A 13,624-nucleotide genomic window follows, 5' to 3' on the forward strand; every position below is an offset into this window, starting at 1 on the left:
GGCAAAAAGAATGACCACACAAAAGATTGTTGCCCCCACCGCCGACGGACTGGCCCAAAGCGTGCTTGCCGCGCAAAAAAGCGGCCCCAAAGGCGGATTGCCGCCGGTCCATCTGTGGAACCCGCCGCATTGCGGGCATATCGACATGCGGATCGCGCGTGACGGGACATGGTTCTACATGGGCACGCCCATAGGGAGAGAAGCGCTGGTGCGCCTTTTCTCGACCATCCTGCGGCGCGACGGGGATGATTACGTGCTGGTGACCCCCGTCGAAAAGGTCGGAATCACAGTCGATGACGCGCCGTTCGTCGCCGTGGATGTGGACCGACAGGGGGACGGTCTGATTTTCCGGACCAACGTTGGCGACAAAGTGACCGCAGGCCCCGACAACCCGATCCGCGTGGTGCGCGACTCGCAGACGGGCGAGCCGTCGCCCTATGTGCTGGTCCGCGCGAACCTCGAAGCGCTGATCGACCGCAAGTCCTTCTACCGGCTGGTCGATCTGGGCGAACATGCCGAGCATGAGGGTGAGCGGTGGTTCGGGGTGCGGTCGAAGGGTGCGTTCTTCGCGATCATTCCGTCGGTGGAGTTGGGGTAGGAGCACTTGCGCAAATAATGCCCAATGACTGCATTGAGCCTCTTTGACTCACCCTTTGCTAACGGAAACACGGATTCAGTAATGGAAAAAGTCGGCAAAACGGGGCATATATGACCATATTAGATATTGATGGTCTGACGGACTTTCTTTCTCGCTGGTACGCGGTCACGGATATTGGTCTGCCAAGTAGTGCAATTGATTCAGGAGTGATTGTTCCTGAGACTTTGAAACTAGCATGGGTGAAAATTGGACGCTTGTCAGCTGGCTATGAGGAATGGGTGCGAACAGGTAATCCATCACCTCTTGCCTGCCAAGATGGCCTTGCAGCGCCTGGGCCTCTTCTCGTTCGCGATGGGATTGCCCAAGTCGTTACCGAGAACCAAGGGAATTGGTCTATAGGCTATAAAGACGGGGATCAAACGATTGATCCACCCGTATTCACTGATTTTTTGGAACAAGAAATAGGAGGAGTTGGGTTTGTACCTTTAGGTTGCAACCTATCGGACTTGATAATTACGTCGGTTCTTTCGGAAACAGTTTTCTTTGGTTTGGTCTCATCTCCAAGCATCGAAGAACTTGCGGCCGAGTGCAACGAAACCATCTGGACTGGACACTATTATAATGCCGTTGGCAAAGGCGATGTGTTTGAGGTTCCCAGCCATCAGATAAGGACAAACAACGAGGAAAACATGCTTTGCTTGTATTGGGGAGGCAAGTTCAGTGGTTTCCTGGCAAGTTCATCGAAAGGCCGTGAGCGTCTAAAGCCGTTTTTGTAGGGAGCGTTCGTTGTTCAGGAGAGATCACTAATGGCAGCAATGTCCCGCCTGTCAGACCTTTGTACCTGACAATCGGCGGTTCATTCCCACCCACCCCCCACACACGCAAATGTAACTGGCACGTCCCGCGCGCTGTCCTATCCTTCACCCAAGCAACAAAAGGATTTGCCATGCCGATGCTGGGACGCCGCGCTGTCTTGTTGGGGGCTGCGGCCACGTTGGGGACGCCGCTGGTCGCACAGTCGGACCCTTGGGCCGCTGTGGCCGAGCGTGTGCGCGCGCTTGACCAGTGCCGCGCCATCGTGATCCGCCAGTCGGGGGCCGAGGTGCTGTCGCAGGCGTTTCGCGGGCCGTCGCTGGGCAATGCCGTGCCTGTGAAATCGGTGTCCAAGACCATCGTTGCCGCATTGACGGGGGCGGCGCTGGATCGCGGCGAACTGCCCTCGCTCGATGCGACCTTGGGCGAGGTTGCGCCGAACCTGATTCCATCTGGGGCCGATCCGCGTGTGGCGTGGATTACGGTGGAAAACCTCGTAACGATGCAGGCGGGGTTGGAGCGGACCTCGGGCAGCAATTACGGGCCTTGGGTGAACAGCCGCAACTGGGTTGCCAATGCGCTGTCGCGGCCTTTCGTGGCGGAACCGGGGGCGCAGATGCTTTATTCCACGGGGTCGTTCCATATCCTTGGCGCGGTGCTGTCCGACGTGTCGGGGCGGTCGCTGCTGGACCTTGCCCGCATACGGCTGGGCCAGCCTTTGGGCATCGACATCCCCGCATGGACCCGCGATCCGCAGGGGCGGTATCTGGGCGGCAACGAAATGGCGCTGACGCTGGATGGTATGGCGCGCTTCGGCGAGATGTACCGCATGGGCGGGCAGTTCGGCGGCGCGCTGGTGCTGAGTGCCGATTGGGTCGCGCGGTCGCTGGAACCGCGCACGCGGTCGCAATTCTCGGGCCTCAGCTATGGTTATGGCTGGTTTCTGGGGCAGGCGGACGGCGTGCAATATGCGCTGGCGCGCGGCTATGGCGGGCAGGTCATTTGCACCGTGCCGGCGCTGGAAATGACGCTGGCGCTGACGTCCGACCCGAACCTGCCCGCCCGGTCCGCAGGGCATTTCGGCGATATCATGCGGCTGATCGAGGGCGAGGTGATCCCGCTGGCGCGCAGCCAGTTGGCGTGAAGAGCGGGGCAAGCCCCGCCCTACAGGTTTACACGCTGGTGCAGATGTACTTCATCTCCATGTAATCATCCATGCCGTGCGATGACCCTTCACGGCCCAGACCGGATTGCTTGACACCGCCGAACGGCGCCACCTCGGTCGAGATGATCCCCGTGTTCACGCCGACAATGCCGTATTCCAGCGCCTCGGCCACCTTGGTCACGCGGCTGAGGTCCTTGGCATAGAAATAGGACGCCAGACCAAAGATCGTGTCATTGGCCTGAAAGATCACGTCGTCTTCATCCTCGAACATGAAGAGCGGCGCGAAGGGGCCGAAGGTTTCATCCGTGCTGACCAGCATGTCCTTGGTTGCATGCGTCACGATGGTGGGTTCAAAGAACTGCCCGCCCAGATCATGCGGCTTGCCGCCTGTCAGCACCTTGCCGCCTTTGGCAAGCGCATCGTCCAGATGTTCCTGCACCTTCTTGACCGCTGCCGCTTCGATCAGCGGGCCAAGCGTGGTGCCATCGGCCAAGCCGTCGCCCACGCGCAGTTTTTCGACCGCGACTTTCAGCTTGGCGGCAAAGGCGTCATAGACGCCTTTCTGCACATAAATCCGGTTGGCGCAGACGCAGGTCTGGCCGTTGTTGCGGAATTTGCAGGCGATGGCCCCTTCGACGGCCGCATCGAGATCCGCATCATCGAACACGATGAACGGTGCGTTGCCGCCCAGTTCCATGCTGCATTTCATCACCTGATCGGCGGCCTGTTTCAGAAGGATCCGCCCGACTTCGGTCGATCCTGTAAAGGTCAGTTTGCGCACGATGGGGTTTTCGCAGAACTCCTTGCCGACCTCCGACGAGGAGGTCGAGGTCACGACCGAGAACAGCCCCTTTGGCACGCCCGCCTCTTCAGCGAGTTTCGCCATGGCAAGGGCCGACAACGGCGTCAGCGAGGCAGGGCGCACAACGAACGCGCAGCCTGCGGCCAGCGCAGGAGCAACTTTCCGCGCAATCATCGCATTGGGAAAGTTCCACGGCGTGATTCCCGCCGCTACCCCGATGGGCTGCTTGATGACGGTGATGCGTTTGTCGGGCATGTGGCCGGGTATCGTCTGGCCGTAAACGCGCTTGGCCTCTTCGCCGAACCATTCCACGAAGGACGCGCCATAGGCCACTTCGCCGCGCGCCTCGGCCAAGGGTTTGCCTTGCTCAGAGGTCATGATGATCGCCAGATCTTCCTGATGTTCCATCATCAGCTCGTACCATTTGCGCAGCACCTTCGACCGTTCCTTGGCGGCCAGTGCGGCCCATGGTTTCTGCGCTTTTTGCGCGGCATCAATCGCTTGGGCAACTTCGGCGCGGCTGAGGTCGGGGATATGGGCGATCACGTCGCCGCGCGCTGGATTCGTCACGGCAAAGGTCTTGCCACTGGCGGCCTGCTTCCATTCTCCGCCGACAAACGCCGCGTCACAGACCAGATCGGGGCGGCGCAGCAGGGATTTAAGGTTGGTCGTATCATCGAGCATGGTAGTCTCCTTTGACTTTCGCCTAATGTGGCCCCTGCATGGGGCAAAGGTAAAGGGGGGACCGGCAGATGGAACTCGATGACGCTTATGCGAATGCGGCCTATATTCCGGGGGGCGCGGATTACCCCGACCGATGGACGCAGCAGGCCGCCGCTTTCCGCAGCACCGCGCGCTGCGAGCTTGATCTGGATTACGGCGAAAGCGACCGGCAGCGGTTCGATCTTTTCCATCCCGACAGGCTGGCGCGCGGGGTCGTGATCTTTGTGCATGGCGGCTATTGGCTGCGGTTCGACAAATCCTTCTGGTCGCATCTGGCGGCGGGACCTTTGGCACTGGGCTGGGCGGTGGCGATGCCGTCCTATGATCTTTGCCCCAAGGTCGGCATTGCGCAGATCGGCGACCAGATCGCACGTGCCATTGACGTGATTTCGCGGCGTGTGCCGGGGCCGATCCGGCTGGTCGGGCATTCGGCAGGCGGGCAGTTGGTCGCGCGGGTCATGGCACCGCGGCAGGATGCGGGCTGGCAGCAGCGTGTGGCTGGCGTGGTGCCGGTGTCGCCGGTGGCGGATCTGGAACCCTTGATGCAGACCTCGATGAATGCCGATTTGCGGATCACGCCTGATGTGGTCGCCAGCGAAAGTCCGGTGCATTTGCCATCTCCGACGGTGCCGGTGACGGTTTGGGTGGGGGCTGCGGAACGGCCGGTGTTTCTGGATCAGGCCGGTTTGCTGGCCCGCGCATGGGATGCGCCATTAATGACAGCGCCGGGGCGGCATCATTTTGATGTAATCGACGGGCTGGCTCTGGCGGACAGCGATCTGACCCGCGCGGTGCTGGCGTAGATTTTCCCATTCCTGCGGATTGGAAAGCGCGCTGCGCGGCGATATTTACACGTGGAACATGGGCAGGATCAGCGCATCGGGGTGAACATTGCGTCATTCAGGCTACAATCGCGGATCACATCGGCGCCGCAGGTGCGGAAATCAAGGTCCGGTGTCATGCAGATGCGCGCCTCCTGGATATGGCCGGATCGGCAGGTGATGGTGATCTGGTCGGCGCGCAGACCGGGATTGTCGCGCAGGAACGCGTCTTCGATCACCTTTGCGGGCAGGGTGATCGGTTGATGGATGCCGCGAAACACCGGCGGGCGGACCACGCGGGCGTAAGCATCGCGCGATAGCGCATAATAACCGGCAGGCGACAGGCCCGAACAGGTGCCATGTTTGCGCCACTGGTGCCATGCCAGCCCTGACGAGCCCATGATATCGGCCATCGCTGCCGTCTGGCTACGGCTGGGCGGCGCATGCGGGCTGTTGCAATCTGCCGGATAGCCGGTTTCATATTGCGGCCACAGCCCGTGCAGCACCCAGTCGAAACCGCTGCCACGGTCGCATTGCTCGGACCCGCGTGCGTCGCCTTCCAGCGCGCAAAAATTGGCTGACCATGACAGCGACAGGATGTAGTAATCGAAATCCGCAGCCCGGTTCTGCGCTGCGGCGGGCGCGGCCAGCAGGCAAAACAAGGCAATCATCCTGAACATTTTTTGATCTTTCTTCTTTGTCGCAGGAATACTATACACTGCCCAAGTTCCCCGACAATGCGAACCCGGCCCATGCGGTCTGCCCCTGCAAGGGCTTGGGTAAGGCTTGTCCGTCAGATCAGGAGACCAAAGATGTCTGATAAACCAATCATGGCCAAGGCGACTGCCGTCTGGCTTTGCGACAATACCACGCTGACCTTTCGGCAGATCGCGGATTTCTGCGGGTTTCACGAACTCGAAGTGCAGGGCATCGCCGATGGCGACGTGGCCGTGGGCGTCAAGGGGTTTGATCCCGTCGCCAACAACCAGTTGACGCAGGACGAAATCACCAAGGGCGAAGCCGATCCGGCCTACAAGCTCAAGCTGAAGTTCTACGCCGCCGCCTCGGGTGAGGAAAAGCGCCGTGGCCCGCGCTATACGCCCCTGTCCAAGCGGCAGGACCGTCCGGCGTCGATCTACTGGCTGGTGAAGTTTCACCCCGAATTGTCGGATGCGCAGATTGCGAAACTGGTCGGTACCACCAAGCCAACGATCCTTGCGATCCGCGAGCGCACGCATTGGAACATCAACAACCTTGATCCGATCGATCCGGTCGCACTTGGCTTGTGCAAGCAGTCCGAGCTTGATGCTGCAGTGCAAAAGGCCAATGCCAAGAAAGCCCGCGAAGGCGGTGCGATGACCGATGACGAACGCCGCAAGCTCGTCAGCACCGAAACATCGCTGGGCATGGCCCCCGAACCCAAGATGCCGACCGCGATGGCGGGCCTCGAGACCTTCAGCCTGAGCGATCCGCGTGATGAGGCCGAGGACGAAGAAGACACCCGTGACGTCAAGGATGCGGACAGCTTTTTCAACCTGCCCGATGACGATGATGATGACGAGGATGACGACCGCCGTCGTTGATCCTGACCGAGTCTGATAAAGAACGCGCGGCCCACCGGTCGCGCGTTTTGCGTTTGTCAGTCCGCGCTGGTCAAAACGGCGACCATTTCGCGCAGCGCATCGTCGGTGGTTTCATCCTTGTTGGCGTAAACCTTCACCACCGCTGTCGCGCTCAAACGTTGCCGTGCTGTTCCCTCTGGCAGTCGTTCCAGATCGGTAATCCAGAGTTCTGCCGTCGCCAGTTGCAGGCGCCCCACGACACAGGGGCCGAAACTGTCCCGCAGGGCATCGCACAGGTCTTGGGCCTGCTGCATCACTGCAAGGCGCGCCTCGGCGTCAAAGACCGGCTTGTCGGCGTCCGGCATGGTGTGGAACCGCGCAACCGTCGTGAAAAAAGCGCCATTCGCAATTTGCGCCGGATCGCCCAGATAAGCGGCCGGAATATAGGCAAGGTCTGCGGAAATCTCGATCCGGCCATCGTCCAGCACATTGGTCGAGGTTCGGGCGACATCGCAGGTGGTCGCGAAGGCCGCGACAACCTCCTCGCAGTGCAAGGCCATGCGGGCAGGTGCGCGGGCGGCGGCATAAAGTGGCAGGCGTGACGGGTCTGGCATCGCCTCACCCTGCGCCAGCAGGTCTTCGGCAGCGATGATGGTCGTCACCTCAACAATGCGCCGGTCGGTCAGTGCTGCCGTCCCGAAGGTGTCCTGCAATTCGCCCCTGTCTCGCATGAACTGCAGCGGGCTGGCCGGAAGGGGCATTGACGCAGGCGGGGTGCCATCTGCCAGAGAGGTGTCGTTCTGGCGGGTCTGCTCGATCACCCAGAACGTCATCTGAACGCCCCAGACGTTCACCGCGACCAGCGGGATGGCGACGCCCAGCACGACAATGGCAATGATGATGCGCAGCACTTTCATGGCGTGTTTCTTTCCACCGGTGCGGGGTCGAGCAGCGCAACGTCGCCACCGATGGCATCGCGCAACAGCGCGCCATGCAATGCGTCCAGCGTGGCCTGCAACGTGACAGGATCACCGCTGACCATGTGGTCGGTGCGCATCAGATGCACATCGCGCCCGTTCATGGCCTGATAGGCAAAAGGGGCCGGTGGCAGCGGCCCGACAAGGACATGCGCCGCCTGTTCAGGTGCAACAAGGTTCGTGCTTGCATCAACGCCAAGGGTGCCGGTGTACCATGCGTTGTAGGCTGCATACCCTGTTGTGAAACTCTGCATCTGGTTGCCGTAAAGCGTGTCGCCCTGTGCGCGCTGCATGGCGACCCAGTCGGGCTGTGGCTCCCGCCAGGGGCGGATCATGCAGGCACGGACCGTGTCGTCGGCGCCGAAGGTGTGGCGCGGCACGAAATCGGCGACAAGCAACGCCTCGAAGGTTGCGTCATCAGGCGGGTTGACCAGCCCCGAAAAGCCGTCAGACACAATTGCCACATGCGCAAGCGTGACGCCGGGGGCGGTCTGCACGTTCCAGATGACCCCGTCGGTCAGGTTTTGCAGCACCAGATAGATCGGTGCGCTGGTATCGGTCAGGAACACGTCGACGCCCGTCATCGGGGCGCGCACCTGTGCGCCCCAGTCGTAAGCGCGGCCATCCTGCGTCACGGCGGTGATGTTCCTTGTCAACTGCGCGACAAGCGTTTCATCCGAAAAGGCGCGCACAGGCACAGGCAAAGTACCCTGTTCCAGCCGCACATTGACCACCTGCTCACCGTCGAGCGGTCGGCGCAGGTTGCATTGGTCGTTGCGGTCGAACGGGATGATCCGCCCGATCTGTGTGGTGTCATCGGGCAAGGTGGCGCCTGTCACCAGATCGGCCAGCGTTAACGGGTCGGGCAGGGTGCTGGCGACGGCGGGGCTTGGCAGGTTGGCCCCGCGCATGCCGGCATCCGATTGTGTCTCGGCAGTGAAGACGCCCGATCCATCCATCGATTGCACCGTCGCGCCCGACGAAAAGACCGCCCCGATACTGGCAAGGCTTGCGGACATTTCAGGAGGCACCGCCTGCAAGGCGAAATAACCACCAGTGGCCATCCCCGCCACGATTACCCCCCAGATGATCCCGTTGCGCAGCCTGTGGTCTTGGGGCCCGCCGCTGTTGTCATAGGTCAGGTCCTTGCGCACATGCGCAGGCAGGACAGGTTGGCCCTGTTTCTTGCTTTCCTCGATCCGACGCAGCCGTTCGGCAAAGTCGTTTGGACGTTTGTCGCTAGTCATTGCATCACCCACCAGTCAGCCTCAGCCTTAGGCGCGAATTCTGGCGGATGCAGCACCAATCTGCGGCAAATTGAAGGAAAAGCTTGGTGTCAGAGCGCCTTGCGCGCATTGAGCGCCGCCGTGATCGTGCCGTCATCCAGATAATCCAGCTCGCCGCCCACCGGCACGCCCTGCGCTAGCGAGGTGACCGTTACGCCGGGCAGTTGGTCGGCGATGTAATGAGCGGTAGTCAGACCGTCGATCGTGGCTCCCAGCGCGATGATGACCTCGGTCACGTTTTCGGCGGCGATCCTGTTGATCAGCTTGGGGATGCGCAATTCGTCCGGCCCCACGGCATCAAGTGCGGACAGCGTGCCCCCCAGCACGTGATAGCGCCCTTTGAACACACCCGAGCGTTCCATCGCCCAAAGATCGGCCACATCCTCGACCACGGCGATCTGGCCGGTGGCGCGTTTGTCGGACAGGCAGATATCGCACAGATCGGCCGTGCAGATATTCCCGCAGTTGAGACATTCGCGCACGGTTGCGCCGACCTTTTGCATGGCGTCGGCCAAGGGTAGCAGCACCAGAGAGCGCTTTTTGATCATATGCAGCACGGCGCGCCGCGCCGAGCGTGGCCCGAGCCCTGGCAGTTTCGCCATCATGGCGATCAGGTGGTCGAGGTCTTCGGTGCCGTGCGACATGGGGGCCTATGTGCTGGCCGCCAAAAACTTTGATGCCTCCGGCGGGGATATTTGTGCTCGAACGATGATCAGAAGGGCAGTTTCATGCCCGCAGGCAGGCCCATCGCCTCGGCCATCTTGCCCATTTCCTGCTGGCTGCGTTCGGCCGCCTTGGACTGCGCATCCTTGATCGCGGCAAGGATCAGGTCCTCGACCACTTCCTTGTCGTCGCCGTTGAAGATCGACGGGTCGATATCGAGGCTTTTCAATTCGCCTTTGGCCGTCGCCGTGGCCTTGACCAGCCCCGCGCCGCTGACGCCTTCGACCATGATATGGTCAAGGTCTTCTTGCATCTGGGCCATTTTGCCCTGCATTTCCTGCGCCTGTTTCATCATCTTGGCCATGTCGCCAAGGCCGCCTAGTCCTTTGAGCATCGGATGTCTCCTTGTTCTGTCATCTTTGAAATAGGTCGTCGGGGGCTGCCCCGCAAGCGGATCAATCCTGCTCGAACGGGTCCCATTCATCCTCGACCTCGGGCAGCGCCTCGGCTTCGGCCTCTTGTGCCTTGCTGGCGGCGGTGCGGATGTCTGTGATGCGCGCCTTGGGGAAGGCTTTGAGCACGGCCTGCACCAGCGGATGCGCGCTGGCCTGATCGCGCAGGGTGGTTTCGGCTGCATCGCGGGTCTGGGCGATGGTCGGTGCGCCGCCTTCGCTGACGACAGAAATGGCCCAGCGGTTGCCTGTCCACAGTTGCAGCCGCGCGCCAAGCCTGCCCACCAGATCCGAGGCGGCATCCGCGGTCGGTTGCACGGTGATCCGGCCGGGCTGGTAGGACACAAGCTGAAGGCCGGTTTCAACCTCGACCAGCAGTTTGACATCGCGGTGGCGGCGGATCAGCTCGACCACATCCTCGAACCGCGCGTAATGCTGCAGGCCATCGGGGGCGAGCGCGGGGGCTGTCTGCGCGCTGCCGTGGGTCACAGCGGTGCTGCGCGCGCTGGGGCCACCCGCAGGTGGGGCAGGCGGCACGCGCGCCGGGCTGGATGGCGGCGGGGTCGCGTCTTTGAGCTTGCGCACCAGATCGTCGGGGCTGGGCAGGTCGGCCACATGCGTCAGCCGGATCACCGCCATTTCAGCGGCCATCATCGCATTGGGGGCCATCGCTACCTCTTCCAAGGCTTTCAGCAGCATCTGCCACATCCGTGACAGCACGCGCATCGGCAGACCCTCGGCCATGGCTTGGCCGCGCGCGCGTTCATCGGGGCCGATTGTGGGATCGTTGGCGGCCTCGGGCGTGATCTTGACCACGCTGACCCAATGGCAGACTTCGGCTAGATCGCGCAGCACGGCCATGGGATCGGCGCCATCGGCATATTGGCCCGAAAGTTCCGTCAGCGCATCGGCGGCGCGGCCATGCAGGATCATGTCGAACAGGTCGAGCACACGGCCACGGTCCGCCAGCCCCAGCATGGCGCGGACCTGAGCCGCGCTGGTCTCGCCCGCGCCATGGCTGATCGCCTGATCGAGCAGCGATTGCGCATCACGCGCCGACCCTTCGGCGGCACGGGTAATCAGCGCCAGCGCGTCATCACTGATCTCTGCCCCTTCGGCGGTGGCGATCTTGCGCAAAAGCGCGATCTGGGTCTCAGGCTCGATCCGGCGCAGATCGAAGCGCTGGCAGCGCGACAGGACGGTTACCGGTACCTGCCGGATTTCGGTCGTCGCAAAAATGAATTTCACATGCGCGGGCGGTTCTTCCAACGTCTTGAGCAGCGCGTTGAAGGCGTTTTTCGACAGCATGTGCACTTCGTCGATGATGTAGATTTTATAGCGAGCCGAGGCCGCGCGGTAATGCACAGAATCGATAATCTCGCGGATATCGCCCACGCCGGTGCGGCTGGCGGCATCCATTTCCATCACATCGACATGCCGGCCTTCCATGATGGCCACACAATGTTCGCAGACACCGCAGGGGTCAGTCGTCGGCCCGCCTGTGCCGTCAGGGCCGATGCAGTTCATCCCCTTGGCGATGATCCGCGCAGTGGTGGTTTTGCCCGTCCCCCTGATCCCCGTCATCATAAAGGCCTGCGCGATCCGGTCGGCGGCAAAGGCATTGCGCAGCGTGCGCACCATCGCATCCTGCCCCACCAGATCGGCAAAGGTTTCAGGCCGGTATTTCCGGGCCAGCACTTGGTAACGGGGTTGATCGGTCATGGTGGCTTTCGGGATTCGGGCGATGCCACAGCCTAGGGCCACGCGCGGCAGAGGTCCACCAAGCTGTTGCCGGTCAGCGCGCCATCGGGCAGGGTGCAGCCAAAGAAGGAGCCCCCGATGCCGCAGTATCAGATTTTCGCCTTGCCCGTCGCGGGTGGCGTGCTCGCCCTCTCGCCTTTGCCGCAGGGTGATGCGGTGCAAGACCTGCTCGACTGGCGGCCCGATCTGGTCGTGTCGATGACAGGACAGGAGGAAATGGACAGGCTCGGCGCAGGTGATCTCGGCGCGGTCCTGCGCGCGGCAGGTGTCGCCTGGCATCACCTGCCGGTCGTAGATTACGGCACGCCGGCCAGCCCCGATGTCACCGTGATCGAAGGTGCGGCCCTTGCCACGCTGCGCGCGGGCGGCAAGGTGCTGACGCATTGCCGCGGTGGGTGCGGGCGGTCGGGGATGATGGCGCTGCGCCTGATGATCGCGGCGGGCGAAGATCCGGACGTCGCCCTGACCCGCCTGCGCGCGCTGCGTCCCTGTGCGGTGGAAACCGATGCACAATTCGCTTGGGCGAAAGGTTAGGCAGCACGCTCATCATCTTCCGAGCCCAAATATCCCCGCCGGAGGCCCAAAAGTTTTTAGCTTCAGTGCGTCAGGACTTCTGACGCGGCTTTTTGCTGCCTTTGCCCGTACGCCCCTGTTTGCGCAGCTTGTCGCGGGCTAGCGCGATGGCCTCGGTCGCTTGCGTGTTCTCGGATTTCAGTTTCTTGAACCGCGCCAGCCTGTCGGGGTCGATCAGTCCGGCCTTCACTGCCTTTTGCACCGCACAGCCCGGCTCGCCCTCATGCGCGCAATCGCGGAATTTGCATTGTTCTGCCAGTTCCGAGATTTCGGGGAAGGTCGCGTCGATGCCGAAACCGACCTCGGCCAGCCCCAGCCCGCGCATGCCCGGCGTGTCGATCAGCCAGCCACCCGCCAGCATCCGGTGCAGTGACCTGCCGGTTGTTGTGTGCCGCCCGCGCGCGTCGTCATCGCGGATGTCGCGGGTCGCGGCATTGCCCCCCGTTAGCGCATTGGCAATCGTCGTCTTGCCCACGCCCGACGTGCCCGCCAGCGCCACGGTCTGCCCCGGCCCGCAATAGGGGGCGAATTGCGCGACCAGATCCGCGCCTTTGGCATTGACCGCCAGCACATCGAGATCGCGGCCCAAGGCGCGCGCCTCGGTCGCAAAGCTTTCGGGGTCTTCTGCCAGATCCGCCTTGGTCAGCACGATCACAGGGCGCACGCCCGCGTCATGCGCCAGCGCCAGATAGCGTTCCAGCCGTGCGGGGTTGAAATCTGCATTGCAGGATGTGGTGATGAACAAGGTGTCCAGATTGGCCGCGATCAGCTGCTTGTCGCCGGTGTGGTATTCGGTGCCGCGCGACAGTTCTGTCTGCCGGTCCAGCACGCGGATCAGCCGGTATTGCGCGGGCGCGCAAAGCACGAAATCCCCCACCGCGACCACCGCAGTCGTCAGCCCCGGATCAAGCGTCAGGTCGATTGAACCGTCGGCGGTCAGGGCCACCACGCGGTCGCGATGCACATTGGCGATGCGGGCAGGGGTCAGGTCGGCGTCATCGGGGCCAAGCTGGCTTTGCTGGAACGCGTGCCAGCCAAGCGCGTCCAGCGCGGTGGGGGCCGTCACCATTGCAGCCCGTTTGCGCGAAATTCGGTAATCGGAGTGACCTCTCGTTATGTTGATGGCACCCTGCGGGTCCATCGGACCTCATCGTAAGCAGCGCGGGCAGGTGCTGCAAGCCCGTTGCGGCCAGCGGAACGAACCGGCGTCACGCGGCGTTGTCCTCCAAACCAAAGGAGAAAACCCATGGACCTGTTGCGCATCCTGATCGCCATTCTACTGCCGCCTGCCGGTGTCTTTCTGCAAGAAGGGCTGGGCAAGCATTTCTGGATCAACATCCTGTTGACCCTGCTGGGCTATATCCCCGGCATCGTGCATGCGGTCTATATCATCGCACGCGACGACCGCCGGACGAACTGACGCAGCCC

15 protein-coding genes are annotated in these 13,624 nt (G+C 62.3%); 7 read left to right on the plus strand and 8 right to left on the minus strand.

All coding sequences use genetic code 11. The features are described 5' to 3' along the window. Positions 1 to 10 precede the first annotated feature (10 nt). The 3 genes from VCK47_RS14740 (at position 11) to VCK47_RS14750 (ending at position 2,555) form a co-directional block, all read left to right on the plus strand. Positions 11 to 598, plus strand: a complete 588-nt coding sequence (locus tag VCK47_RS14740) for a DUF1285 domain-containing protein (RefSeq protein ID WP_322890127.1) — start codon at positions 11 to 13, stop codon at positions 596 to 598. 110 nt (positions 599 to 708) lie between these two features. Next, on the plus strand, positions 709 to 1,374 hold the full coding sequence (locus VCK47_RS14745; protein WP_322890126.1) for a hypothetical protein: 666 nt from the start codon (positions 709 to 711) through the stop codon (positions 1,372 to 1,374). 170 nt (positions 1,375 to 1,544) lie between these two features. After that, complete coding sequence (locus VCK47_RS14750; RefSeq protein ID WP_322890125.1) at positions 1,545 to 2,555, plus strand: serine hydrolase; 1,011 nt, start codon at positions 1,545 to 1,547, stop codon at positions 2,553 to 2,555. A gap of 28 nt (positions 2,556 to 2,583) precedes the next feature. Here VCK47_RS14750 and VCK47_RS14755 read toward each other — a convergent pair whose 3' ends face one another. Then, entirely contained in the window at positions 2,584 to 4,062 is a 1,479-nt protein-coding gene (locus tag VCK47_RS14755) for an NAD-dependent succinate-semialdehyde dehydrogenase (protein ID WP_322890124.1), read from the minus strand. A gap of 68 nt (positions 4,063 to 4,130) precedes the next feature. Here VCK47_RS14755 and VCK47_RS14760 point away from each other — a divergent pair, with 68 nt between their 5' ends. Beyond that, positions 4,131 to 4,904, plus strand: a complete 774-nt coding sequence (locus tag VCK47_RS14760) for an alpha/beta hydrolase (protein WP_322890123.1) — start codon at positions 4,131 to 4,133, stop codon at positions 4,902 to 4,904. Between the two features lie 68 nt (positions 4,905 to 4,972). Here VCK47_RS14760 and VCK47_RS14765 read toward each other — a convergent pair whose 3' ends face one another. Next, positions 4,973 to 5,602, minus strand: a complete 630-nt coding sequence (locus VCK47_RS14765; protein WP_322890122.1) for a ribonuclease T2 — start codon at positions 5,600 to 5,602, stop codon at positions 4,973 to 4,975. Between the two features lie 132 nt (positions 5,603 to 5,734). Here VCK47_RS14765 and VCK47_RS14770 point away from each other — a divergent pair, with 132 nt between their 5' ends. Then, positions 5,735 to 6,505, plus strand: coding sequence for a DUF1013 domain-containing protein (locus tag VCK47_RS14770; protein ID WP_322890121.1), 771 nt, complete (start codon positions 5,735 to 5,737; stop codon positions 6,503 to 6,505). Positions 6,506 to 6,561: 56 nt separating this feature from the next. Here VCK47_RS14770 and VCK47_RS14775 read toward each other — a convergent pair whose 3' ends face one another. The 5 genes from VCK47_RS14775 to VCK47_RS14795 all read right to left on the minus strand — a co-directional run bounded on the left by VCK47_RS14775 (position 6,562) and on the right by VCK47_RS14795 (position 11,584). Then, a complete protein-coding gene (locus VCK47_RS14775) occupies positions 6,562 to 7,401 on the minus strand; it encodes a hypothetical protein (protein ID WP_322890120.1) in 840 nt (279 codons plus the stop codon). Beyond that, entirely contained in the window at positions 7,398 to 8,708 is a 1,311-nt protein-coding gene (locus VCK47_RS14780; RefSeq protein ID WP_322890119.1) for a hypothetical protein, read from the minus strand. Before VCK47_RS14780 ends, VCK47_RS14775 begins: the two co-directional genes overlap by 4 nt. Positions 8,709 to 8,797: 89 nt before the next feature. Beyond that, entirely contained in the window at positions 8,798 to 9,391 is a 594-nt protein-coding gene (recR, locus tag VCK47_RS14785) for a recombination mediator RecR (protein ID WP_322890118.1), read from the minus strand. A gap of 68 nt (positions 9,392 to 9,459) precedes the next feature. Beyond that, complete coding sequence (locus VCK47_RS14790) at positions 9,460 to 9,804, minus strand: YbaB/EbfC family nucleoid-associated protein (protein WP_322890117.1); 345 nt, start codon at positions 9,802 to 9,804, stop codon at positions 9,460 to 9,462. A gap of 61 nt (positions 9,805 to 9,865) precedes the next feature. Beyond that, a complete protein-coding gene (locus VCK47_RS14795; RefSeq protein ID WP_322890116.1) occupies positions 9,866 to 11,584 on the minus strand; it encodes a DNA polymerase III subunit gamma/tau in 1,719 nt (572 codons plus the stop codon). A gap of 117 nt (positions 11,585 to 11,701) precedes the next feature. On the opposite strand from VCK47_RS14795, the gene VCK47_RS14800 reads away from it, so the two are divergent. Beyond that, positions 11,702 to 12,157 (plus strand): protein-tyrosine phosphatase family protein, encoded by a 456-nt coding sequence (locus VCK47_RS14800; RefSeq protein WP_322890115.1) that lies wholly within the window; start codon positions 11,702 to 11,704, stop codon positions 12,155 to 12,157. 70 nt (positions 12,158 to 12,227) lie between these two features. Here VCK47_RS14800 and rsgA read toward each other — a convergent pair whose 3' ends face one another. After that, complete coding sequence (gene rsgA, locus VCK47_RS14805; RefSeq protein ID WP_322890114.1) at positions 12,228 to 13,265, minus strand: ribosome small subunit-dependent GTPase A; 1,038 nt, start codon at positions 13,263 to 13,265, stop codon at positions 12,228 to 12,230. A gap of 177 nt (positions 13,266 to 13,442) precedes the next feature. Here rsgA and VCK47_RS14810 point away from each other — a divergent pair, with 177 nt between their 5' ends. Next, the gene (locus VCK47_RS14810; RefSeq protein ID WP_322890113.1) at positions 13,443 to 13,616 is read left to right on the plus strand and encodes a YqaE/Pmp3 family membrane protein; all 174 of its coding nucleotides are present in this window, start codon (positions 13,443 to 13,445) and stop codon (positions 13,614 to 13,616) included. Positions 13,617 to 13,624 lie beyond the last annotated feature (8 nt).

The sequence above is a fragment of the Yoonia sp. 72 genome (assembly GCF_034652275.1).
In the GTDB taxonomy this organism is placed as follows: domain Bacteria; phylum Pseudomonadota; class Alphaproteobacteria; order Rhodobacterales; family Rhodobacteraceae; genus Yoonia.